General features: G+C 73.4%; 14 protein-coding genes. 8 read left to right on the top strand and 6 right to left on the bottom strand.

Annotated features, from left to right (window positions below; translation table 11 throughout):
* Window positions 1-177: 177 nt before the first annotated feature.
* Window positions 178-1407, top strand: a complete 1230-nt coding sequence (locus tag HG542_RS02995) for an FUSC family protein (protein ID WP_171078405.1) — start codon at window positions 178-180, stop codon at window positions 1405-1407.
* A gap of 85 nt (window positions 1408-1492) precedes the next feature.
* On the opposite strand, the gene HG542_RS02990 is transcribed toward HG542_RS02995, so the two are convergent.
* The 4 genes from HG542_RS02990 to HG542_RS02975 all read right to left on the bottom strand — a co-directional run bounded on the left by HG542_RS02990 (window position 1493) and on the right by HG542_RS02975 (window position 5497).
* Entirely contained in the window at window positions 1493-2356 is an 864-nt protein-coding gene (locus HG542_RS02990; protein ID WP_171078404.1) for an isocitrate lyase/PEP mutase family protein, read from the bottom strand.
* 712 nt (window positions 2357-3068) lie between these two features.
* Window positions 3069-3686 (bottom strand): trimeric intracellular cation channel family protein, encoded by a 618-nt coding sequence (locus tag HG542_RS02985; RefSeq protein WP_171078403.1) that lies wholly within the window; start codon window positions 3684-3686, stop codon window positions 3069-3071.
* Between the two features lie 153 nt (window positions 3687-3839).
* Window positions 3840-4139, bottom strand: coding sequence for a hypothetical protein (locus HG542_RS02980; protein WP_171078402.1), 300 nt, complete (start codon window positions 4137-4139; stop codon window positions 3840-3842).
* Between the two features lie 434 nt (window positions 4140-4573).
* On the bottom strand, window positions 4574-5497 hold the full coding sequence (locus HG542_RS02975; protein ID WP_171078401.1) for an MBL fold metallo-hydrolase: 924 nt from the start codon (window positions 5495-5497) through the stop codon (window positions 4574-4576).
* Window positions 5498-5677: 180 nt separating this feature from the next.
* Here HG542_RS02975 and HG542_RS02970 point away from each other — a divergent pair, with 180 nt between their 5' ends.
* From HG542_RS02970 to HG542_RS02950, 5 genes are all read left to right on the top strand, one after another.
* Complete coding sequence (locus tag HG542_RS02970; protein ID WP_171078400.1) at window positions 5678-6895, top strand: hypothetical protein; 1218 nt, start codon at window positions 5678-5680, stop codon at window positions 6893-6895.
* A gap of 24 nt (window positions 6896-6919) precedes the next feature.
* Window positions 6920-8098, top strand: a complete 1179-nt coding sequence (locus HG542_RS02965; protein ID WP_171078399.1) for a MalY/PatB family protein — start codon at window positions 6920-6922, stop codon at window positions 8096-8098.
* A gap of 124 nt (window positions 8099-8222) precedes the next feature.
* Complete coding sequence (locus tag HG542_RS02960) at window positions 8223-8855, top strand: 50S ribosomal protein L25/general stress protein Ctc (RefSeq protein WP_171078398.1); 633 nt, start codon at window positions 8223-8225, stop codon at window positions 8853-8855.
* Between the two features lie 93 nt (window positions 8856-8948).
* Entirely contained in the window at window positions 8949-10088 is a 1140-nt protein-coding gene (locus tag HG542_RS02955) for a permease (RefSeq protein ID WP_171078397.1), read from the top strand.
* Window positions 10089-10254: 166 nt separating this feature from the next.
* Entirely contained in the window at window positions 10255-11118 is an 864-nt protein-coding gene (locus HG542_RS02950; RefSeq protein WP_171078396.1) for a Tat pathway signal protein, read from the top strand.
* A 63-nt stretch (window positions 11119-11181) separates the two neighbouring features.
* Here the strand turns inward: HG542_RS02950 and HG542_RS02945 are convergent, their stop codons facing one another.
* Together HG542_RS02945 and HG542_RS02940 are read right to left on the bottom strand one after the other, a co-directional pair.
* Complete coding sequence (locus HG542_RS02945) at window positions 11182-11616, bottom strand: cupredoxin domain-containing protein (protein ID WP_227722706.1); 435 nt, start codon at window positions 11614-11616, stop codon at window positions 11182-11184.
* 172 nt (window positions 11617-11788) lie between these two features.
* Complete coding sequence (locus tag HG542_RS02940; protein WP_171078395.1) at window positions 11789-12880, bottom strand: PP2C family protein-serine/threonine phosphatase; 1092 nt, start codon at window positions 12878-12880, stop codon at window positions 11789-11791.
* A gap of 386 nt (window positions 12881-13266) precedes the next feature.
* Here HG542_RS02940 and HG542_RS02935 point away from each other — a divergent pair, with 386 nt between their 5' ends.
* Window positions 13267-14472, top strand: a complete 1206-nt coding sequence (locus HG542_RS02935) for a cytochrome P450 (protein ID WP_171078394.1) — start codon at window positions 13267-13269, stop codon at window positions 14470-14472.
* A gap of 161 nt (window positions 14473-14633) precedes the next feature.
* Window positions 14634-24182: an SDR family NAD(P)-dependent oxidoreductase gene (locus HG542_RS35625; protein ID WP_438816688.1), complete on the top strand. Its 9549-nt coding sequence runs from the start codon at window positions 14634-14636 to the stop codon at window positions 24180-24182.
* The last annotated feature ends 2 nt before the right edge of the window (window positions 24183-24184 follow it).

Below are 24184 nucleotides of genomic sequence, written 5' to 3'. Positions count from 1 at the left end.
CTGGTCGCGCAGTTCCCCGCGCCCCTGACGGGGCGCCCTGGTCGCGCCCACGCGGCGGAGCCGCATATCGACACAGCCCCGCGCCCCTTCGGGGCGCGATCACGAGCCCTACCACCAGCCGGGTGGCACGGTGCGAGGGACGACTGCGGTGCACCGCGCAGCGGGAAAGGGCACCGTGTGCGCGAGCTTCCCGACCCCCTGACGACCCTGGTGCGGCGCGGCCGGGAGCCCGCGGTCGTGCAGACGGTGCGCTCCACGCTGGCCGCGGTGATCTCGTACGTGGTGGCGCTGCAGCTGAGCCGGGAGCCGCTGCCGCTGACCGCGCCGCTGACGGCGTTGCTCGTCGTGCAGGTGACGCTCTATTCGACGCTGACGACGAGCATCCGCCGGGTCAACTCGGTGGTGGCGGGCGTCCTGATCGCCATCGGCTTCAGCGTGCTGGTGGGCCTGACCTGGTGGAGCCTCGGGCTCATCATCCTGGCTTCGCTGGTCATCGGGCGGTTCGTCCGGGTGGGGGAGTTCGTCCCCGAGGTGGCCATCAGCGCGATGCTGGTGCTGGGTGTCACCCAGGTGACGCAGACGGCGTGGGACCGGGTCCTGGAGACGCTGATCGGTGCGGTCGTGGGCCTGATGTTCGACTTCCTGTTCGTGCCGCCGGTGTGGGTGCAGCCGGCGGGCGACGCCATCGAGGAGCTGGCGCGCCGCATGCGGGACCTGCTGCTGGACATCGGGCGGGAGATCAGCGGGCACATGCCCGTCGAGGAGGCCGCGGCCCGGCTGCACGCGGCCCGGCGGCTGGATCACGACATCGTGCAGGTGGATGCCTCGCTGCGGCAGGCCGAGGACAGTCTGCGGCTCAACCCCCGGGTCAAGGAGGGGCTGTTGTTCCGCGTGGTGCTGCGGACGGGGCTGGACGCCCTGGAGATCGCCGCCGTGGTGCTGCGGGTGTCGGCCCGTACGCTCACCGACCTCGCCAAGGAGCGCAGGGGCGAGCCGCTGTTCCCGGCGGACGTGGCCACGGCCCTGGAGGAGGTGTTCGGCCATCTCGCCCGGGCCGTCGAGAGCTTCGCGGTGCTGATCACCACCCAGGTGCGGCGCAGCGCGGAGGAGGCCGAGGCGCGGTTCGCCCGCGAGCTGGCCGCCGGGCGCAGCAGCCGCGACCAGGCCGCCGAGCTGCTGCTGGTCCGGGTCCGGGAGCATCCGGGCCAGTGGCAGCTGCACGGTGCGCTGCTGGCCGAGATCGACCGGATCCTGGACGAGCTGGATGTGGAGAAGCGGTCCGAGCGGCTGGTGGAGGAGCTGGACCGGCACTCCCGCGAACAGCACGACCGGCACCCGGTGATGAACCGGATCAGGCGCCGGCTGCGCAGCAGCCGTTACGGCTGGCAGAGCAGCGGCGGGGGCTAGGGCGTGTCCGATGGGTCGAAGATCCGCCGGGCGGGCCCTGCCGGGACGAGGGGCGTCCCGGCAGGGCGGCGTACCGGTGGGGGCATCAGGCGAGGGCGCCCGTGGTCTCGCGGCCGTGGTTGCGGCTGATGTTCTTCTCCAGCAGGCCCAGGCATTCGGCGACGCCGATGCTGGATGAGGTGAACTCCGGGAGCCTGCCGTCGTCCTCCTTGAGCCGGACCATCGCCGCGTCCATCGCGGACTGCGCGGCGAACAGGCACGGGGTGCTGTAGATGGCCACGTCCACGCCGAGTTCGGTCAGTTCGGACAGCGACAGCCGGGGCGACTTGCCGCCCGCGATCTGGTTGAACAGCAGCGGCTTGTCGCCGATGACGTCGCGGACCTTGCGGATCCAGTCCACGCTGCGGACGCCGTCGACCAGGACGACGTCGGCGTCCGTGGCCGCGAGCGCCTTGGCGCGGCGCAGGATCTCGGCCTCCTCCGTGGCGTCGGTGCGGGCGACGACGACGAGGTCGCGGCGGGCGTCGAGCACCATGTGGAGCTTCTCGAGGTACTCCTCCAGCGGCAGGATCTGCTTGCCGTCCACGTGCCCGCAGCGGCGGGGGCGCTTCTGGTCCTCCAGGATCACCCCGGAGGCGCCGATGGCCTCCAGGTGCTGCACGGTGTGGCAGGCGGTCTCGGGGTCGACGTAGCCGTCGTCGATGTCGACGAGCAGGTGCTGGCGGGGGAAGGCCAGCCGCAGCCGCTGGACGAAGGCGACGATGTCGGGCCAGGCGATGAAGCCGATGTCGGGCAGGCCGTAGTGGGACGCGGCGAAGCCGAAGCCGGAGATGAACATGCCGTCGTAGTGCTGGGCGGACACCGAGGCCGAGAGCATGTCGAAGACGCCGATGAGCGGAGTCGTGCCGTCCGCGGCTATCGCGGTACGTAGTCGGGCGGGATGATTCACGGTACCCTCCGAAGACTGGAGTTCACCGGCATGTCGCGCCGGTTTACGCCGCCAAGCTGTTGACCGGTGCGGTGGTGTCGGTGAACTGGAGAAGCCCGGGGGTGCGTGCCGCCGTGCGAGGGCGCGCACCCCGGGGGTGCTGGGGTGTGTTCCCGGAGGCTAGTCAAAGCTTTGGTAATGAAACAATAGCCGCCACGCAAAGCCCGTTGCGTTGCGCCGAATTCACGCCGATCGCAACAAGCCCCCTGGCCTCGCGGGCACTTGGGAACCAGCGGCGACGAGGGCCCCGCCCACCGCCACAAGCTGTCCGGAACCATGCACCCCCTGCAACCACTCCCCATGCCCGGGGCAACGAGCGGCCGTCGCCGCGGACACGCCCGGCGCGGGCACCAAGTGCCGGATTTACGGCCGCAGATGTAGACGGCGTCGCCGGTGCGGAGGAGATCTCCGTACGCCCTTGCGGCCCGCTCACCCCGCGGGGAACCGCGTACGCGCCGAAGTGCACCAGCAGCGACGGCATCTCGGCGCCTTCGGCCCGCTCGCCCTACGGGCCCGGCGCGGTGGCGCGAGCACCGCCACCCACGCCCCGGAACGACAACGACGCCACAGCCACCCCCGAAGTCTCACGCCTGACCCGCTCTCAGCCGTCGGACCGCCCCTGCCTTTCACGGTACGCCGGAGTCCGGTCGCTTCTCAGCCGGTTGGGCATTCGTCACGCGTTCCGCCGCGCGCCCGGCAGTCTCGGCAGATGCAGGCCGAAGTGGAGCGCCCCCATGCGCACCACGAAGACGAGCCCCATCGAGACCGCCGCCGCGGCCGTGGCCCCCGCCCCGGCCCGGTCCAGCAGCAGATAGGCGCCCGCGCCGGCCAGCGCCGCCGTCGCGTACACCTCCTCGCGCAGCAGCAACGGCGGGAACTCCCCGCACAGCACGTCCCGGACGACTTCTCCCGTCACTCCGGTCAGCACGGCCAGGATGATCACCGCGAACGGGGTGACGCCGGCGTCGATCGCCGCCCGCGCGCCGATCACCGTGACGACGGCCAGCCCCACCGCGTCCACGGTCATCAGCGAGCGGTGCGGCAGGTCCCGGTGGCGCAGGAAGAGCATCGTCGCCAGCGCCGTACCGGTGATGACCGCGAGCAGCACCCAGTCGTGGGTCCAGTACAGCGGCCGGCGGCCGAGGATCAGGTCCCGCAGGGTGCCGCCGGAGATCGAGGCGGCGAAGGCCAGGACCAGGCCGCCGAAGGGGTCCAGCCTCGCCCGGTGCGCGGCCAGCACACCGCTGGCCGCGAACGCCGCGATCCCGACGAGGTAGAGGACGTGCAGCATCGCCGTCTCCGTTCCGGTGGTGCAGGGGAGGAGAAAGCGGCACGCCGTCGTCCGCAATCCGACCGGCCCACCCAACCACCGCCCCGCGCCCCGCCGCCTCCTCCGTCCGGCCGGTGCCGCATCGGCCGAAGGAACGAACCGGCGGGGCCGCCGTCACCAGGGCCCGAGCGGCACGAGGCCGGGGCCGACGGCGTGCCGGTCGCGGCCGGCGTCGTCGACATGGTGGACGAGGTGGCCGCAGTACCAGACGACCAGGTTCTGCCCGTCGGTGTCCTCGCCGTTCAGGTAGGCACCGAGCCCGTCCGCGGCGGCGCTGCCCTGCCGCCCGTGCCGGTCCTCGCTGCCGTGGTGGCGCAGCAGCCACAGGTCGGCCGGGGGCTGCGCGTCGGCCAGCGTGATCTCCAGCGTGCGGCGGCCCGTGTAGTCGTGGACGAGGACGAGGATCGCGGGCACGGACCGGTCCTTGTCGTCGTTCAGCGCGCTGGCCCGAGGACGACGTACCGCCGGCCGTCCAGCGCGGCCCGGACGCGCCCGTCCGCCATCAGCACGGGCGTCGTCCGGGCCGGCAGCTCCGCACCGGACGGGTGGCCGGCGGGCTCCCAGGCGACCGGATCGGCCGGGCCCGGCGGCGGGGCGGCCGGCGGTATGCCGGTGAGGGGCGGCTCGACGACCGCGGGGAACTCCTCGGCTCCGGGCCGCTGCGGGGGTGGGTCGAGACGGATCTCCGGTGGTACGGCACGCCCTTTCTCCCGGCGCCGGTGCTCCTCGTCGAGAGCCTTGCAGCACCGGTGATTTCAGCCGGGTGCGAGGCCGTCACCGGCGGTGACCGCCGGGCGGATGCGCGCACACGACGGCCGCGCCCCGGCGCGCACCACCACGGCGCCGCGTCAGGTCCGGTCGAACGGCGCCCAGCGGGATATCGCGAACGCCGAGCCCTCGCGCCGCACTTCGGCGCCGCCGTGCCCGGGGAAGTGCCCGGGGAAGACCAGCGTGCCGGTGTCCGCGGCCTGTTCCAGGAGCCGGCGCCGCGTGCGCACCGCCCCGGCCTGGTCCTCGCTCAGGCAGGTGTCGCAGTCGGGCTCGGCGAACTGCAGCGGCGTGTGCATCATGTCGCCGGCGAACAGCGCCCGGTCCGTGCCCGACTCCAGCCGGACGACGCACGAGCCGGGCGTGTGACCGGGGGCCGCCTCCAGGGTGAGCGCGGAGTCGATGCGGCGGCGCTCGCCCTCCCACAGCACGGCGTGCCCGGCCCGGTGCACGGGCAGGATGCTGTCCTCGAACATGCTCCCGCAGATCTGCTCCACGGTGACGTCGCCGAGCGTGCCGCGCCGGGGACGGTCCTCGGCAGGGTTCCAGTGGTCGAAGTCGGAACGGGGGATCAGATATGTGGCGTTGGGGAAGGTCGGGACCCATTCACCGTCCACCAGGCGGGTGTTCCAGCCGACGTGGTCCGGGTGCAGGTGCGTGTTCACGACGACGTCCACATCCTCGGGCCGCACCCCGGCGGCGGCGAGCCGGTCCAGGTAGCCGGTTCTCAGGTGCGTCCAGGCGGGCATGTGCGGCCGTTCCTTGTCGTTGCCGACCCCCGTGTCGACGAGGACCGTCATGCCGCCGCTGCGCAGCACCCACGTCTGCACGTTGACGGAGAACGCGTCCTGCTCCGGATCCCAGAAGTCCGGCACCAGCCACGCCGCGTGCTCCTCCCACTTGTCGGGGGTCAGTCCGGGGAACACGGCGGCCGCGGGGCCCATCGGGGCGTGCCATTCCACGACGCGGGTGATCTCCACCGCGCCCAAAGTGATCGTCTGCATGGCCCCGACCCTAGGGACTTCCCGCACAGGGGCGGGAGAGGAACGGCCCATTCACGCGGGGCGGCCGGGGTTGTGCGGGGACGTACGGGGATGTACGTGTGCGGCACGGGGCGTCCCCGCGCGGGTGAAAACCGTGCCGCCTCCGCGGCAGGGGCGCTGCCCGCACGGCAGTCTGCGTCCATGCGCCGACGTCTCTCCCCGTACGAACGGGTCATATGGGCCGCGGGCGAGGTGCTGCCCGCCAACGTCGCCGCCGTTGCCCGGGTCTACGGGCGCGCCGTCCCGGACCGGCTGTCCGGCGCGCTCGCCGCCGCCCGGCTGCGGCACCCGCTGCTCGGGGCCCGGATCGCCTCCCGCGGACGCCGGCACGCGCTGCTGACCACGGACGGCGTGCCGGGTCCGCCGCTGCGGGTGGTCGGGGCCGGTGGCCGGGACGCCTGGGCCCGGGTCGTCGAGGAGGAGCTGCAGCACCGCTTCGACACCGCCGCCGGGCCGCTCGCCCGCTTCGTGCTCGTCGACGCCGGGGACGCCTTCGACCTCGTCTGCGTCTTCCACCAGCTCGTCGCCGACGCCCTGTCCGCCTGCGTCGTCGTCCGCGACGTGCTGCGCCGGCTCGCCGGGCCCGCCCCCGACCCCGCCCCCGCCGCGGCGCTCCCGCCGCCCGCCGACGGGCTCCTGCCCGGCGGCCGCGCCCGGCCGGCCGACCTGGTGCCGTTCGCCCGCACGCTCGGCGGCGACGGCACGCGGCCCGTGCAGCCGCCCGGCCCGCTCTCGTGCGCGGCGTGGACGCTGTGTGCGTCCGAGGTCTCCGCCCTGCGGTCCCGCTGCCGCGCCGAACGGGCCACGCTGCAGTCCGCCCTCTGCCTGGCGTTCGCCCGCGCCCTGCCGCATCCCGCCCGCATCGCCGTGGGTGCGGACCTGCGCCGCATCCTGACGCCTTCGCCCGGCGAGGCCGTGGGCCTGTACGCGGCGAACTTCCTGCTGGCGGTGGACGGTACGACGCACCGCGACTTCTGGTCGCTGGCCCGGGACATCCGCGCCGCGGTCCGGCACCGGGCGCACGCCGACGAACTCGCCTCGCTCGTCCGCACGTTCGGTCTCCTGGCCCCGCTCCCCCGCCGGGTCATCGGGTCCGTCCTGCGCCGCAGCGAGGCCCAGGGCGCCCGTTTCGACGTGTTCCTCGGCAGCGCCCGGGTGCCGATCCCGCTCGACTACGGCCCGCTGCGCCTGTCGGCGCTGTACGGGGCCGCGCACACGAGCCTGTCGGGTGCACCGATCGTGCTGGCCGCCGGTGTGGGCGGCCGGCTCTTCCTGAGCGTCACCTCGACCGACCCGGACGGTTCGGCGAAGCTGTGCGAGCGCGCGATGGCGCACTTGAAGGACGCGGTCACACGGTGAGGCACGGGCAGCACAATGCTCTGCATGTCCTCACTGCCGAACGACACGAACGACACGACCGGACCGCTGCAGCGGCTCTCCCTCACCGATCTGCGCCGACGCACCAGCGCCAAGTGGCGCGTGCACGACCCGGACGTCCTGCCGCTGTGGATAGCGGAGATGGACGTCCCCCTCGCCGAACCCATAGCGCAGGCCCTCGGCGAAGCGCTCGCCCGCGGCGACACCGGGTACGCGGCCGGCCCGGCCTACGCGGAGGCGTTCGACGGCTTCGCGCGGGAGCGCTGGGGCTGGGACGGGGTGGTGGTGGACCGCACCGCGCTCGTGGCCGACGTGATGACGGGCGCCGTCGAAGTGCTGCGGCTGGTCACCGGGCCGGGGGACGCAGTGGTGGTGAACTCCCCCGTGTATCCGCCGTTCTACGGCTTCATCGGGCACATGGACCGCCGCGTCGTCGAGGCCCCGCTGGGCGCCGGGCACCGCATCGACATGGATGCGCTGGAGGCCGCCTTCCGGGAGGCCACGGCGGGCGGGCGCCGCGCGGCCTTCCTGCTGTGCAGCCCGCACAACCCGACGGGCACCGTGCACACCCGCGACGAACTGGCGGCGGTGGCCGGGCTGGCGGACGCGTACGGCGTGCGGGTCGTCGCCGACGAGATCCACGCGCCGGTCGTACTGCCGGGCGCGGAGCACGTGCCGTTCCTGTCGGTCCCCGGGGCGGAGGGCGCGTTCGCGCTGCTGTCGGCCTCCAAGGCGTGGAACCTGGCCGGGCTCAAGTGCGCGCTCGCCGTGGCCGGTCGGGACGCGGCCGCGGAACTGGCCCGGATGCCGCTGGTGGTGAGCCACGGGCCGAGCCACTGGGGCGTCATCGCGCACAGCGCCGCCCTGCGGCACGGGGGCGCATGGCTCGACGGCGTCCTGGACGGCCTGGACGCCAACCGGAAGCTGCTCGCCGCCCTGCTGGCCGAGCACCTGCCCGGGGTGGAGTACCGGCAGCCGGAGGGCACCTATCTGGCGTGGCTGGACTGCCGGGGCCTCGGTCTGGACGGCGACGACCCGGCCGCGGTCTTCCTGGAGCGGGGACGCGTGGCGCTGGCGGGCGGCGCGCCCTTCGGGACCGGCGGTGCCGGGCACGCCCGCCTCACGCTGGCGACGTCGCCGGACATCCTCACGGAGGCGGTGCGGAGGATGGCGGCGGCCGTCTGAATTTCCCGTCAATTCCCTTCGGCCGAACGGAGTAAAGCCGCGCCGTCCGGCCTCCTCGCCGTGGATACACTCGCGGCGGCCCGGACAACGGCCACTGACATTCTGACTGACGAGGAGTGCCGTCATGGCCGAGGTAAAGCTGCCCGCCACCGTGCGCACCGATTTCGGAAAGGGTGCGTCCCGGCGCATCCGCCGCGACAACAGGGTTCCCGCCGTCATCTACGGTCACGGCGCCGACCCGAAGCACGTTTCGCTGGACGGCCATGCGCTGTGGATGGCCCTCAAGACGCCGAACGTCCTCATCAACCTCGACATCGAGGGAAAGAAGGAACTGGTCATTCCGAAGGAAGTGCAGCGCGACCCGCTGAAGGGATTCCTCATCCACGTCGACCTGCTCGCGGTGAAGAAGGGCGAGAAGGTCGCCGTCGAGGTCCCGATCCACACCGAGGGCGATCTGGCGCCCGGCGGCAATGTCCTGGAGCACATCCTCAACGCCCTTCCCGTGGAGGCGGAGGCCACACACATCCCCGAGGGCTTCACCGTCTCCATCGAGGGCCTGGAGGCCGGCCACACGGTGCGTGCCGGGGACATCGAGCTGCCGCGCGGGGTGTCGCTGGCGGTGGAGGAGGACGCGGCGGTCCTGCAGGTCGTCCTCGCCCAGGTCGAGGCGCCGCCGGAGGAGGAGGCCGAGGAGGGCGTGGAAGCGGCACCGGCCGCGGCGCCCGCCGAGGAGGAGGCGGCCGCCTCCGAGGGCTGACGCCGCCGGCAGGCCGGGGCGTGCAGGACCGTTCGGCCGTGCACGCCCCGCACCGGGACCGGGACCGGGACGGGACCGGGGAAGGCTCCGGGAATGACACACGCCGTGCTGCACGCCCTCTCGATCACCGGCTCCATGACGTGGGAGATCACCTGGGCACTGATCCTGGGCTTCGCCCTGTCCGCCGTCGTCCAGGCGGTGGTGCGACGTTCCACCGTCGTCTCCGCGCTGGGCGACGACCGCCCCCGCACCCTCGCCCTGGCCGCGGGGCTGGGTGCCGCCTCGTCGTCCTGCTCCTACGCGGCGGTGGCGCTGGCACGTTCGCTGTTCCGCAAGGGCGCGCACTTCACCGCCGCCATGGCGTTCGAGATCGCCTCGACGAATCTGGTCGTGGAACTCGGCATCATTCTGGCCCTGTTGCTGGGATGGCCGTTCACGGCGGCCGAATTCACGGGCGGACCCGTGATGATCGCGGTGCTGGCCCTGCTCTTCCGCGCATTCCTCCGGGAGGACCTGCTGCGCGGGGCGCGGGAACAGGCGGGGCGGGGCCTGGCGGGCTCCATGGAGGGCCATGCGGCCATGGACATGTCCGTGCAGCGCGAAGGCACCTTCCTGCAACGGCTTTTGTCGCCGGAGGGTTTCACCTCCACCGCCCACGTCTTCGTGATGGAATGGGCGGCCGTTCTGCGGGACCTGGTCATCGGACTGCTCGTCGCGGGCGCCATCGCCGCCTGGGTCCCGGACTCCTTCTGGCGCGCATTCTTCTTCGAAGGGCACCCGCTGGCGGCCAAGGCGTGGGGCCCGGTCGTCGGGCCGGTGGTGGCGATGGCGTCCTTCGTCTGCTCGATCGGGAACGTGCCGCTGGCGGTGGTGCTGTGGAAGGGCGGCATCAGTTTCGGCGGTGTGGTGTCGTTCATCTTCGCGGACCTGCTGATCCTGCCGATCCTGAACATCTACCGGAAGTACTACGGCGGCAGAATGGCGGCATTCCTGCTGGGCACGTTCTTCGCGGCGACGGTGGCGGCGGGGTACGCGGTGGAGTGGATGTTCGGCCTGCTCGGCATCGTGCCCGGGCACGGGGCCGCGCAGGTTCCGACGGCGGGGGTCTCCTGGAACTACACGTCCTGGCTCAACACGGCTTTCCTGGGGCTCGCGTTGGTGCTGGTGGTGCGGTTCTTCCGGACGGGCGGGAGGGAGATGCTGCGGATGATGGGCGGCGGCCCGGGGGCATGAGGGGGAGGATGCCGGCGGCGCACGCCCCCGGATGCACCGGTGCGGGACCTGCGTGACGCTGGAAGGGGGCCGGAGCACCCGCCCGCCGCCCGACGGCTGCCACAGTGGGAGCACAGTGGAGCCCGGTCACGTCCCACGCTGCTGCCGAGCCGCCCAGGAGGGCGAGATGGTCCCCTTGCCCCGCCCTGTGATCGACGCCATGGCCGAGCGCGCGATGCGCATGCACCACATGCTGTGGCACGTCTCGCGGAACGAATGGGCCGACCTGACCCCCGCCCAGCAGCAGGAGTTCCGCGCCCACGGCTGGGACCCGCCCCGCCCGGCGCTGACGGGCGGGGCCGATTCCCGGCCCGAGCTCGACAACGGGTCCGGCGAGGACTTCCTCTACATGCACCGGCAGATGATCGCCGACGTCGACGCGATCCTCGCCCGGGCGGCGGATCCCGGCTACCCCCGCGTGGAAGGGTGGTCGAGCATCCCCGCCCCCGGGGACACCGCCTACCCCGTCCCGCCGCCGTTCGACGTCCCGGGCGATCCGGACACCACCCGGGCCGTCGAGGACGCCAAGAGCACGGCCTCGTTCGACCGAATACGCCGATGGCAGGCGGAGTACACCGATCCCTCGGCGCTGCGCGGGATGACGCTCGGACAGCTCGGCGCGCGCATCGAGTTCACCATCCACAACCGCATGCACCTGCGCTGGTCGGCCCGGTTGCCCGCGTACCGACCGGACGGCGATCCCTTCGACGTCGATCCCCGCTGGGACGCTCCCGGTTACGACTGGCTCGCCGACTTCTACTCGTCCCACGTCAACCCGGTCTTCTGGAAGCTGCACGGCTGGGTGGACGCGCGGATCGACGGCTGGATGACCGCCAACCACCGTACAGGGCCCGTCCCCTGGAGCTTCGACCCGCCGTGGACCGGGCCGATGATGCATGCCGATGCCCTGGAGGAGACCGTCGAAGGCCTGAAGCGCACGAACCTGCGTGTCCGTACGCCGTTCTTCCGGAGCTTCGACCTCCAGGACTGAGGGCGGGCAGCAGCGACCCCCGCGGCCTCGCCGCAGGGGCTGCCTGTCACTCCTCACTTCACGTCACTTCACGACAACCGTGCCGTGCATGTACGGGTGGAACGTGCAGTAATAGCTGAACGTGCCTGCCGAGTTGAACTTGAAGCTGTAGGTGCCGCCCTGGCGGAGCGTCGGCGAGTTCAGTCCTCCCGACCCGGTCACCGTGTGCGGTGCCGAGTCGTTGTTCGTCCAGGTCACCGTGGTGCCCTTGGTGACGGTGAGCGTCGAGGGCGAGTACGCGAAGCCGGCGATCGTCACATGATTGGCCGTCGCCGCCGGCGCGTTCGTCGTCATGGGGGCCGCGGGGGCCGCCGTGGCCATGCCCATGGAGGGGGCCATGACGGGGGCCATCGCGACCATGCCGTGCCGGTGTCCGTGGGCATGTTCGTGCCCATGGCCGCCACCGCACCACCCGCCCACGGCGGGGACCGCGGCGGCGGTGCCGGCGGCCAACAGCAAGGCAGCAACGCGGTGTCTGCGCTTGCGCGTTGGGGTGTCTGTGGGAGTCATGATGTCGACCCATTTTCACTCTGGTGCGGGTCCACGCGCGTCCCGCAGGATGCGGGTCGCGCATCCAGACACAAACCACGCTACTCCGCAATCCGGCCGCCGCCACTCGGGTGGGAACACGTCATCCCGTGCTCTCCCGACGCACCGCCAGGACCGCCATGTCGTCGTCCCGCGGTCCCCCGATCCACCGCTCCACGTCGGCGACCAGCACGTCGATGATCTGCCCCGGATCCCCGAACGGGCCGAGCCCTGCCAGGCGTACTGCCGGGTCGTAGAACGCCCCGGCGGCATCCCTCGCCTCCGTCACTCCGTCCGTCACCAGCAGCAGCGTGTCACCGGCACGGACCGGCCAGGAGTCGGGGCGCGGGCGGGGGACGCCCAGCGGGCTCATGCCCAGGGGGAGGCCGGTGTCGTGCGGGGCCAGCGGGCGGACCCCGGTGCCGGTGCCCGGGCAGAGATACGCGGCCGGGTGGCCGCAGGCGAGGAGGGAGAGGGTGCCGCCGTCCTGCGTGAACTCGCCCAGCAGGGCCGTGATGAAGCCCTCCATGCGGATTTCCTCGCTGCGGTTCTCGACCTCCCGCAGGATCGCCTGTTCGAGGCGGTCGGCGAGGCCGGCCAGGTCGGGAGCGGTGGCGGCGGCCTCCCGGAAGGCGCCCAGGAGGAGGGCCACCGCGCCCACCGCGCCCATCCCCTTGCCCCGGACGTCCGCGATCAGCACCCGGGTGCCGAACGGCGAGCGCTGCACCGCGTATGCGTCGCCGCCGATCTGCGCCTCGGTCTGGGCGGCGTGGTAGCAGGCGGCGACGGCCAGCGGGCCGATCCGGGACGGCGGGACGGGGAGCACCGCCCGCTGGGCGGCCTCCGCCACCGAGCGCATCACGTCCAGGCGGCGCCCGTGGCGGGCGATCACGCGGTTCACGCCGATGCCGATGAGAGCGGCGAAGACGGTGTTGGCCATTTCGAGCCAGCCCGCGGCATGGCCCAGGTGGCCGTCCTTGACGATCAGCAGCAGTGCGCCCGCCACGATCACCGCACCGACCGCGATCGTGTGCCGCAGCGACAGCAGGGAGCCCGCGACCACGCAGGCCGCGGCGGTCATCGGGTCGCCCCAGTAGTTCGCGGGCGACAGCGCGTCCCACGCCAGCCCGGCGGCGATCAGCACACCGGGGGCGAACCGCACGTACCACGGCCATTGCCCGGAGACGGACGCCATGCGTGAAATTTTATCCGGTTCGTCCGTTAGGGGTATCGCCGGGGCAAGCCCCAAAGGGGCCGCGGGATGATCTTGGTTGCCTCCGCGGCCGACCTTGTGTTTGCGGGCCGGCGCGGCGATGGACCGGCCCTCCAGGTACGCGGTGCGCACGTCGTCGGTCATGTCGGCGCCGGGTGCCGCCGCCCCCTGGTCCGCCTTCCCTCGGCGATTCGTCCTCCTGCCCGGGCGGTCACAGAAGGTTCGGCGTCCATACAGTCACCGCTTTTCTCTCCCGCGGGTGATACGGACGGACGGCCGAGTTACGGCCTCGACGGGATACTACGGAAATTCGAGAATCACCAGCCATACGGTCGTCCTCGACTTCCGAAAGAGCCGAGGTGGTGACCATGCACGACCAGAGCCCGCTGCGGGCCGAGACATGGCCGATGTCCCGGACCTGCCCGTTCTCCCCGCCGCCGGACTACGCCGGCCTGCGCGAGCACCCCGGCCTGCCCAGGGTGACGGGCCCGAGCGGGCGCACCGTGTTCGTCGCCGCACGCCATGAAGATGTCCGCGCCGTGCTCGGCGACGCCCGGTTCAGCTCCGACCGCTCGCACCCGGACTTCCCGTGGATGCGCGTCGGCGAGACCGTGTTCCCCGGCTTCAGGCCCTCGCTGATCGAGATGGACCCGCCCGAGCACGGCCCCGCCCGTCGTGCGGTCGCCGGCGAGTTCGCCATGCGCCGCATGCGAGAACTGCGCCCCAAGGTCCAGCGCATCGTCGACGGTCTGCTCGACGATGCGCTGGCCGGCGCCGGGCCCGCCGACCTGGTGTCCGCGCTGGCCGTGCCGATGTCCGGTCTGGTGCTGTGCGAGCTGCTCGGCATCCCGACCGGTGACCGGCAGGAGTTCACCACCAACACCACGGTGCTGATGGCCCACGACTCCGCCGATGCGGATCGCGCCGAGTCGTTCCGCTCTCTGATCGCGTATTTCGACGCGCTGTGTGCCGTCAAGATGACCGAGCGGCCCGAGGACCTGCTGGGCAGGCTGGCGGGCCACCAGCTCTTCAGCGGTGACGAGAGCCGCTGGGCCATGGTCGAACTGTGCATGCTCCTGGTCGTCGCGGGCCTGGAGACCACCGCCACGATGACCGCACTCGGGATCCTGGCTCTCCTCGAACACCCCGACCAGCTCGCCCTCCTCACCGCCGACCCGGGCCTGACCCCGGCGGCGGTGGAGGAACTGCTGAGGTACTTCTCCGTCGCCGAGCTGTCCCTGATCCGCCGCGCCACGGCGGACGTCGAAATCGGCGGCACTCTGGTACGGGCGGGTGAGGGCGTCGCCGCCCTGTCCGCCGCCGCCAACCGCGACCCCGCGGTCTTCGCCGACCCGGACACGTTCGATATCACCAGGGACAGTCGCAGGCACCTTGCTTTCGGCTCGGGACCGCACCAGTGCCTCGGCAGGAATCTGGCCCGGCTGGAGCTGTGCATCGTCCTCGACACCCTGTTCCGGCGCATTCCTGCTCTCCGCCTGGCCACGCCGAGCGAGGAGCTGCGCTACGTCAACGGCTCCGCGTTCTCGGTATCGGAGCTGCCGGTCACCTGGTGACGATTCGTTGCGTGCCCTGTCGAATATGGCAGGGCTGTCGGATCGCGCCGTGTTTTCCGAGCAAAACGCTCGGCAGAAATTATGAGCCTGGGCGCTCATGCTGTTGAAGCGCCTCAATTTATCGGCGTTCGGTTGAATGGTCGCGAGTTCGTCGAATGATTTTGCGTCCATGGCAGCCGACAAAGTCCAAACTGCTCTTGGGAGGGCACCGGATGCCGGGCGAACCGATTGCGATTGTGGGAATGGCCTGCCGCTACCCGGGCGGAATAGTCGATCCGGAAGGGCTCTGGCAGGTGGCCAGGGACGGGATCGACGCGATCGGCGAGTTACCGGACGACCGGGGCTGGGACCTGGCGGCCCTCTACGATCCCGACCCGGACCGGCCCGGTACCTCCTACGTCCGGCACGGCGGATTCCTCCACGACGCCGGCCATTTCGACGCCGAGTTCTTCGGGCTCTCCGCCCGCGAGGCGTTGACCACCGATCCGCAGCAGCGCCTCCTGCTCACGACGGCGTGGGAGGCCCTGGAGAACGCGGCCATCGATCCCACCTCGCTGCGGGGCAGCCGCACCGCCGTGTTCGCCGGCTCGATGATGCACGACTACGCGCCCCGGGTGCATACCGTCCCGGACGGGCTGGAGGGGTACCTGATCACCGGGAACACCTCCAGCGTGGTGTCCGGCCGGGTGGCCTATGTGCTCGGCCTCACCGGCCCCGCCGTCACGGTGGACACCGGCTGCTCCTCGTCGTTGGTGACCACTCACCTCGCGGTGCAGTCGCTGCGTCTCGGCGAGTGCGACCTGGCCCTGTCCGGCGGGGTGACGGTGATGGCGACCCCGGAGATGTTCGTGGAGTTCTCCCGGCTGCGGGGCCTCGCCCCGGACGGCCGGTGCAAGCCGTTCTCCGTGACGGCGGACGGTACGGCCTGGTCCGAGGGCGTCGGAATGCTGGTGCTGGAACGGCTCTCCGACGCCCTGCGCCATGGGCACACCGTGCACGCGCTGGTGCGCGGCACCGCGGTCAATTCGGACGGGGCCTCCAACGGGCTCTCCGCACCCAGCGGGCCGGCCCAGGAACGGGTGCTGCGGGCGGCGCTGGCCGACGCCGGACTGTCCGAGGCGGACGTCGACGCGGTGGAGGCGCACGGCACGGGCACCCGGCTCGGCGACCCGATCGAGGCACGGGCGCTGCTGGCGGTGCACGGCCCGCAGCGGGCGCACCCGTTGCTGGTGGGGTCGGTCAAGTCGAACATCGGGCACACGCAGGCCGCTGCCGGGGTGGCGGGCATCCTGAAGATGGTGCACGCCATGCGCGACGGCGTGCTGCCGCGCATCCTGCACCTGACCGAGCCCAGCCCGCACGTGGACTGGGACTCCGGCAGGGTCGCCGCGCTCGCGGAGGACACGCCGTGGCCGGAGACGGGACTCCCGCGCCGAGCCGGGGTCTCCTCGTTCGGCATCAGCGGCACCAATGCCCATGTGATCCTCGAACAGGCGCCGGAACCCGTGCCCGCCGCGGCACCACGACCGGCGTCCGCGGTGCCGCTGCTGCTGTCCGCACGGTCGGCGGAGGCGCTGCGGGAGCAGGCCGGCCGGCTGGCCGAGCGGCTCCGCCCGGACCGGGTCGGCCTGCTGGACGCCGGGTTCACGCTGGCGGCCGGCCGGGCCGGGTTCGAGCACCGGGCCGCCGTCCTCGGCCGGGACCGGGACTCGTTGGTGCACGGACTGGAGGCGCTCGCCGAGGGCCGTTCGGCACCGGGCACGGTCGTCGGGTCGCCCTGCCGGGACACCGATCCGGTGCTGTTGTTCCCCGGTCAGGGCACGCAGTGGACCGGGATGGCCACGGAACTGCTGGAGTCCAGCCCGGTGTTCGCCGGGCACATGGCGGCCTGCCAGGACGCGATGGCTCCATACGTGGACTGGAACCTGGGCGACGTGCTCACCGACGCGGACGCGCTGCTCCGGGTGGACGTGGTGCAGCCCGCACTGTGGGCGGTCATGGTGTCGCTGGCCGGACTCTGGCGGGCACACGGGGTGCGGCCGGCCGCGGTGGTGGGTCACTCCCAGGGCGAAATCGCGGCCGCGACCGTGGCCGGCGCGCTGTCCCTGGACGACGGGGCGCGGATCGTCACGCTGCGCAGCCGGGCCTTGCGGGCGCTCTCCGGTACGGGCCGAATGCTGTCGGTGGGGCTGCCGAGAGCGGCGGTCGAAGAGGCGATGGCCCGCTGGGGCGAGGATCTCTCGGTGGCCGCGGTCAACGGGCCGCGGGCGACGGTGGTTTCGGGCGCCGTCCAGGCGGTCGAAGAGTTCGCCGCCGCCCTGGTCGCCGAGGACGAACGGGCGAGGCTGCTGCCGGTGGACTACGCCTCGCATTCGGCACAGGTCGAACTGCTGCGTGCGGAGCTGCGCGACCTGCTGGCGCCGGTGGCCCCGATGGCGGCCGAGATCCCCTTCCACTCGACCGTGACCGGCGGCCCGGTGGACACCACCGGGCTGGACGCGGACTACTGGTACCGCAACCTGCGCGCCACGGTCGAGTTCGAGGCGACGGTGCGCGGCCTGGTCGCGGCCGGGCACACCACGTTCCTGGAGGCGAGCCCGCATCCGGTGCTCGCCGGCGGCGTGCGGCAGATCCTCAGGAAATACCAGGAGGACCCCGACGGGGGCGGCGTGGTCCTGGAGACCCTCAAACGGGACGACGGCGGTGCCGACCGCTTCCTGCTGGCGGTGGCCGAGGCAGCCGTGCACGGTGTGGACGTGCACTGGAACGGGCTGTTCGACGGTGCCCGGCGTGTGGAACTGCCGACCTACCCGTTCCGCCGGCAGCGGTACTGGATGCTGCCCACCGCCGCCTCCGGGCCCGACGCCGGGCATCCGATGCTGGACTCGGTGGTCCAGCTCGCCGGCGGCGGCCTGGTCGCCACCTGTCGGCTCTCCCTCGCCCGGCACCCCTGGCTGGCCGAGCACGAGGTGCGCGGCACCGTGCTGCTGCCCGGGGCGGCGTTCGTCGAACTGGCGCTGCACGCGGGTGAGCGGGCGGGGCTGCCGATGCTGGACGAGCTGGTGCTGGAGAACCCGCTGGTGCTGCCCGAGCGGGGCGAGACCGAAGTGCAGATCGCGATCGGCGAGACGGATCCGGGCGCGCTGGCGGTGTACGCCCGGTCCGCGCCGGACGCCCCGTGGACCCGGTATGCGACGGGGACGCTCCGGGCCGCGGAGTCCGGCGGCGCGACCCTGACGGAGTGGCCGCCGGCCGGTGCCGAGGAGATCGACCTCGACGGCGCGTACGCACAGCTCGACGCACAGGGTTACGAGTACGGTCCGGCCTTCCAGGGGCTGCGGCGGGCCTGGCGGCTCGGCGCGGAGCGCTGGGCCGAGGTCGAACTGCCCGTCGATCCCGGGCAGTTCGGCCTGCACCCGGCCCTGCTCGACGCCGCACTGCACCCGCTGCTGCTGGATGCGGGAGACGCTCCGGTGAGGTTGCCGTTCTCCTGGAACGGGGTCGCACTCCATGCGGTCGGGGCCACGGCGTTGCGGGTGCGGCTCGCTCCGCAGGGCAACGACTCGTTCGCCGTGACACTCGCCGACGCGGCGGGGGAAGCGGTGGCCACGATCGGCGCGCTCGCGCTCCGGCCCGTGGGGCCGGTGCGGTCGGCGACGGCGGGCGTGGACCGGGCGCTGCACCGGCTGGACTGGGTGCCGGTTGCGCGGCGGCCCGCCCCGGCGATCACGGACGCGCCGATCGTGGACGTGGCCGGGCCCGGGGAAGCACTGGCGCGGGTACGCGAGTTCTTGGACACCGACGACGAGAAGGCGACGGACGGGCCCCTGATCGTGCGGACCCGTGGTGCGGTCGCGATCGCCCCGGAGGACGACCAGGACCCCGACGCCGCGGCGGTCTGGGGCCTGGTCCGCACGGCGCGCACCGAACATCCCGGCCGGTTCGTGCTGGTCGACCTGGACCACCCTCACGACGCCGAGGGCGCCGACTCCGCCCTGGAGCTGGCGTTGGGCACCGGTGAGCCGGAGGTCGCCGTCCGGGGCGGGCAGGCGTTCGCGCCACGGCTGGCCCGGGTGACGCGGACGGGGGACCGGCCCTCCCTCGACGGAGGCACGGTGCTGATCACCGGCGGGACCGGCGTACTCGGCCGGGAGCTGGCCCGGCACCTGGTCACCGAGCACGGGGTGCGGCACCTGGTGCTGGCGGGGCGGCGGGGCGGCACGGCGCCCGACTCCGGCCTCGAGGACCTGGCCGGCACTGCCGAGATCACGGTCGTGGCATGCGACGTCGCCGACCGGGCCGCCGTCGCCGGGCTGCTGGCGGCGATCCCCGCGCAGCACCCGCTGACCGCGGTGATCCACGCCGCCGGGGTGCTGGACGACGGCACGGTGCGCTCCCTCACCGCCGAACGGCTCGACACGGTGCTGCGACCGAAAGTCGAAGGTGCGCGCAACCTGCACGAACTGACCGAACACCTCGACCTGGCGGCCTTCGTGCTGTTCTCCTCCGCAGCCGGCGTCCTCGGCACGCCGGGGCAGGCGAATTACGCGGCCGCCAACGCATGGCTGGACGGGCTGGCGCAGCACCGCCGCGCGCGGGGGCTGCCCGCATCGTCGATGGCGTGGGGACTGTGGGCGCAGGACACCGGCATGACCGGGCGGCTGGGCGACACCGACCGGGCCCGGCTGCGGCGGACCGGGCTCGTGCCGATGTCCCGCGAACACGGGCTCGCACTGTTCGACGCGGCGCTGGGCACCGACGTGGCGTGCACCGTGCCCGCCCGCTTCGACCTGGCCAATGTGCGTGCGGCAGGCCCGGAACGGGCTCCGGTGTGGGCCGGGCTGCTCGGCGCCCGGAGGACCGCGGCCCGGCCGGCCGCCGTGGCCGCGGCACCCGCGTTCGTCTCCGGTGGCGAGCGGGCGGTGCTCGAACTCGTGCTGGCCACGGTGGGCTCCGTGCTCGGCGTGGAGCGCCGGGTGGACCCGGCGCGGGCGTTCCGCGACATCGGCTTCGACTCGCTGTCCGGGGTGGAGCTGCGCAACCGGCTCACCGCCGCGACCGGGGTGCGGCTCCCCGCGACCGCGGTGTTCGACCACCCCACCCCCGCGGCCCTGGCCGGGTACCTGTCCGGGCAGTTGCCCGCCGCGGTACCCGGCGGCCGGACACCGGTCGCCGGCCCCGGCCCGTACGACAGGGACGACCCGGTGGTGCTGGTCGGCGCGAGCTGCCGCTTTCCCGGCGGGGTGTCCACCATGGACGAACTGTGGGAGCTGCTGGCCGCCGGGCGGGACGCGATCACCGAGTTCCCGGCCGATCGCGGCTGGAACCTGGACGAGGTCTACCACCCGGAACCGGGCCGTGGCGGACGCAGCTATGTGCGGCACGGCGGCTTCCTGGACGGGATCGCCGAGTTCGACAACGGCTTCTTCGGCATCGCCCCGGCGGAGGCGGTCTCGATGGACCCGCAGCAGCGCATCCTGCTGGAACTGGCCTGGCACGCGCTGGAGGACGCCGGGATCGACCCGACCGCGTTGCGGGGCACCCGCACCGGTGTCTACCTCGGGCTGATGGGCAACGACTATGCGCGCCGCGCGCACCGGACGCCCGAGGACCTCACCGGCGACGTTTCGATCGGCAACGCGGGCAGCGTCGCGTCGGGGCGGCTGGCCTACACGTTCGGCTTCCACGGCCCGGCGATCACGGTGGACACGGCGTGTTCCTCCGCGCTGGTGGCGATGCACCAGGCCGCGCAGGCGCTGCGGGCCGGTGAGTGCACGGTCGCGCTGGCGGGTGGCGTCACGGTGCTGACCACGCCGACGCTGTTCGTGGAGTTCTCCCAGGTGGGGGTGCTCGCCCCGGACGGCCGGTGCAAACCGTTCGACGCGGCCGCCGAGGGCACCGCGTGGAGCGAGGGCGCCGGCCTGCTGGTGATGGAGCGGCTGTCCACCGCGCGTGAACGTGGCCACCGGGTGCTCGCCGTGCTGCGCGGCTCGGCACTCAACTCCGACGGCGCGTCCAACGGGCTGACCGCGCCGAACGGATCGGCCCAGCAGCGGGTGATCCGGGACGCGCTGGCCGTCGCGGGCCTGGCGCCCGGCGAGGTGGACGCGGTGGAGGCGCACGGCACCGGCACCCCGCTCGGCGACCCGATCGAGGCCACCGCGCTGCTGGCGACCTACGGGCAGGACCGGGCGCGGCCCGTGCTGGTCGGGTCCGCGAAGTCCAACCTCGGGCACACCCAGGCGGCGGCGGGTGTGGCGGGTGTGCTCAAGATGGTGCTGGCCATGCGGCACGGCCGACTGCCCGCGACCCTGCACCTGAACGCCCCGAGCCCGCACGTGAACTGGGACGACGGCGCGGTGCAGTTGCTGGACGAGCCGATGGACTGGCCGCGCGCGGGCCGTCCGCGCCGGGCGGCGGTGTCCTCGTTCAGCCTCAGCGGCACCAACGCGCATGTGATCCTGGAGGAACCCGAGCCCGGGCCCGAACCGGAGCCGACGACCGCCGCGGCCCCGCCGCTGATCCCGTGGGTGCTCTCCGCGGCCACCCCGGAGGCGCTCCCCGCGCAGGCCGAGGCCCTGCTCCGCCGGCTGGGCGACGAGGACGGGAACGGCTCGCCGTCCGCGCTGGACGTGGCCTATTCGCTGGCCACCACGCGGGCCCGGCTGCCTGCCCGCACCGTCGTGCTCGGCACGGACACCGGCGAGCTGGCCGCCGCGCTGCGGGCCGGGACCGGCAGTACCGGAGTGGCGGGCGACGGCGCGACCGCGTTCCTGTTTCCCGGCCAGGGCGTGCAGTACGCGGGCATGGCCACATCGCTCCGGGACCGGGTACCGGTGTTCGCGGCCGCCCTCCAGGAGATCGCCGCCGAGCTGGACCCACTGCTGGACCGGCCGCTCACCGAGATCCTCCGGGACGGACCCGGTGACCGCACCGACCATGCGCAGGCCGCGGTGTTCGCGGTTCAGGTGGCGGTGTTCCGGCTGCTCACCACGATGGGGGTGCGGCCGGACGCGGTGGCCGGGCACTCGGTCGGCGAAATCGCCGCAGCGCACGCCGCGGGCGTGTTCTCACTGGCCGACGCCTGCGCACTGGTGGCGGCGCGCGGGCGGCTGATGCGCGAACTCGGCGGCGAGGGCGCGATGGTGGCGGTCCCGGTACCGGAAGCCGACGTGCCGGAACTGCTGCGCGGCCACGAGGACCGGGTGGCGCTGGCCGCGGTGAACGGGCCCGCCTCGGTGGTGCTCGCCGGGGACGCGGACGCGGTGCGGGAGATCTCGCAACGGGTGGCCCGCGTGCACCCCTTGGCGGTGCGGCACGCGTTCCACTCCCACCACATGGACCCGGTTCTGGACCCCTTGCGCAAGGTGCTGGCCGGACTGGACCTCCGGACGCCGGTGATTCCGGTCGTGTCCTCGGTGACCGGCGCACCCGTCACCGACGAGCTTCTTGACCCGGAGTACTGGGTCCGGCATACGCGGGAACCGGTGCGCTTCCACGACTGCCTGCGCGCTCTGGACGCGGCCGGCACCAGCACCTACCTGGAGCTGGGACCGGGCGCGACGCTCAGCGCGCTCGGCCAGGAGGCGCTGGGCGGGGACGGTTTCCTGCCGCTGCTGCGACAGGACGCCGACGAATTGCACGGCCTGCTGACGGCGTTGGCGACCGCACACGCCCGGGGGACCGACGTGGACTGGGCGGCCTGGTGCACCGGCGGGCGGGCGGTGCCACTGCCCGGCTACGCGTTCGCCAGGCAGCGGTTCTGGCTGCCCGACGACGGGGCCCCCGCCGACCCTCTGCTGCACGCTGTCGAGTGGCTGCCCGTCCCCGGCCCGGTCGCCGACGCGCCGGGACCGTGGCTGGTGGTGGCCCCGCCGGGCGCGGACTGGGACCGGCTCACCGAGGACGTGGCGGGCGTGCTGGGCGAAGGGACCCGCACCGTGCGCGGCGACGCCGTGGACGGCGAGCACTGGGACCGGCTGCTGCCCGACCTGCCGGGCGGCGGCATCGTGTCCCTCCTGGCGATGGCCGAGGGCTCGGACACGACGCGCGTGCCGACCGGTCTGGCCGCCACCCTGGCGCTGCTGCAGGCGCTGCTGTCCAGAGGCGCGGACACGCCCCTGTGGTCGATCACCGGCGGCGCCGTGCAGGCCGGCATGGCCGACACCGTGCCGCATCCGGAGCAGGCCGCCGTGTGCGGGCTGGTCCGGGCCGCGGGCATGGAAGCGCCCCGGCTGCACGGCGGCCTGGTGGACCTGCCGCTGCGACCGGCCGCGGGGGACCTGGCCGCGCTGCCCGCCGCGCTGGGTGCCCGGGACGAGATCGCGATCCGGGACGGGCGGCTGTACGCCAGGCGACTGGTCCCGGTGCCACGCACCGAACCCGCCACGGCCGAGCCCATCGGCACCGTGCTGATCACCGGGGGGCTGGGCGGCATCGGCGCTCACGTCGCCCGCCGGCTGGCGGCCCGGGGAGCGGACCGCCTGCTGCTGGTCGGCCGCCGGGGCGTGGACACCCCTGGCGCGACGGAACTGCACGCCGAACTCACCGCGCTGGGTACCGAGGTCGACATCGCCGGCTGCGACGTGGCGGACCGCGAGGCGCTGGCCGGGCTGCTCGCCGGGCGGTCGTTCACCGGTGTGGTGCACGCCGCCGGGGTGCTCGACGACGGAGTGCTGGAGGCGCTGTCCGAGGCCCGGCTGGCGCGTGTGTTCGCGGCCAAGGCGGACGGCGCGCGCTTCCTGCACGAGCTGACCGCCGGCCATCCGCTGCGCTTCTTCGTGCTGTGCTCCTCGCTGGCCGGCACCGCAGGCTCGCCGGGGCAGGGCAACTACGCCGCGGCCAACGCCGTCGTGGAAGCGCTGGCAGCCCACCGGCAGGCCGGCGGCCTGCCCGCGACGAGCCTGGCCTGGGGCCCCTGGCTGGACACCGGGATGACCACCTCCTGGCCGGTCGGCCCGCGGTCGGACAGCGGCGCCACGCCGATGCCCGCCGACCGGGCGCTGGACGCGCTGGAGCGGGCCCTGTCCGGCGGCGCGGCGCAGTACGCGGTCGGTGCCGTGGACTGGCCGCAGTTCGCCGCCGCACGGCCGGGGCACCTGTGCTCCGGACTGCCGGGGGTGGGCGCGGACACCGGGCCCGAACCCGCGAGCGCGTTGCGGGAACGGCTGGCGGCCACCGCGCCGCAGCGGCGGTCGTCGGTGCTGCTGGAGCTGGTCACCGCCCGGGTCGCCGTCGTCTCGGGCCGGCCGGCCGGAGAGCTGGACGCGCACCGGCCGTTCCAGGAGCTGGGCCTGGACTCGCTGGCCGGGGTCCGGCTGCGCAATCTGCTCGGCGCGGACACCGGAGTGCCGCTGGCGGCCTCCGCCGTCTACGACCATCCCACCGCCGCCGCGCTGGCCCGGCACCTCGGCGACGCGCTCGGTGTCGACGAGGGCGACCCGGCCGAGCGGGTCGTGCTGGACCGCCTGAGGGAGCTGGAGGCGGCCCTGCTCCGGCGGCCTGCGTCCGTGCCCCTCCCCGAGGTGATCACTACGACACTGCGGCGGCTGCTGCGCGGCCAGGAAGACGGCACCGCCGATGAACAGGCCACGGTGCCCGACCTGAGCGGCGCCACGGACGACGAGATGTTCACGCTGATCGACGAAGTGCTCGACGACGCGCAATCGGCCACCGGTCGCACTGCCGGCCGTGCCACGGAGAGGAGCTAGCC

Origin of the sequence: Streptomyces morookaense (genome assembly GCF_013030945.1) — a bacterium.
GTDB lineage: Bacteria > Actinomycetota > Actinomycetes > Streptomycetales > Streptomycetaceae > Streptomyces > Streptomyces morookaensis.
The sequence above is the reverse complement of the archived record's forward strand: the minus strand, read 5'-3'. Positions and strand labels throughout refer to the sequence as shown.

Bases quoted from the DNA above. Each gene is read 5' to 3' on its own strand.
- HG542_RS02965 (WP_171078399.1), top strand. From the start codon at position 6,920: ATGTCCTCACTGCCGAACGACACGAACGACACGACCGGACCGCTGCAG.
- HG542_RS02985 (WP_171078403.1), bottom strand. From the start codon at position 3,686: ATGCTGCACGTCCTCTACCTCGTCGGGATCGCGGCGTTCGCGGCCAGC.
- HG542_RS02940 (WP_171078395.1), bottom strand. From the start codon at position 12,880: ATGGCGTCCGTCTCCGGGCAATGGCCGTGGTACGTGCGGTTCGCCCCC.
- HG542_RS02960 (WP_171078398.1), top strand. From the start codon at position 8,223: ATGGCCGAGGTAAAGCTGCCCGCCACCGTGCGCACCGATTTCGGAAAG.
- HG542_RS02935 (WP_171078394.1), top strand. From the start codon at position 13,267: ATGCACGACCAGAGCCCGCTGCGGGCCGAGACATGGCCGATGTCCCGG.
- HG542_RS02950 (WP_171078396.1), top strand. From the start codon at position 10,255: ATGGTCCCCTTGCCCCGCCCTGTGATCGACGCCATGGCCGAGCGCGCG.
- HG542_RS02955 (WP_171078397.1), top strand. From the start codon at position 8,949: ATGACACACGCCGTGCTGCACGCCCTCTCGATCACCGGCTCCATGACG.
- HG542_RS02975 (WP_171078401.1), bottom strand. From the start codon at position 5,497: ATGCAGACGATCACTTTGGGCGCGGTGGAGATCACCCGCGTCGTGGAA.
- HG542_RS02970 (WP_171078400.1), top strand. From the start codon at position 5,678: ATGCGCCGACGTCTCTCCCCGTACGAACGGGTCATATGGGCCGCGGGC.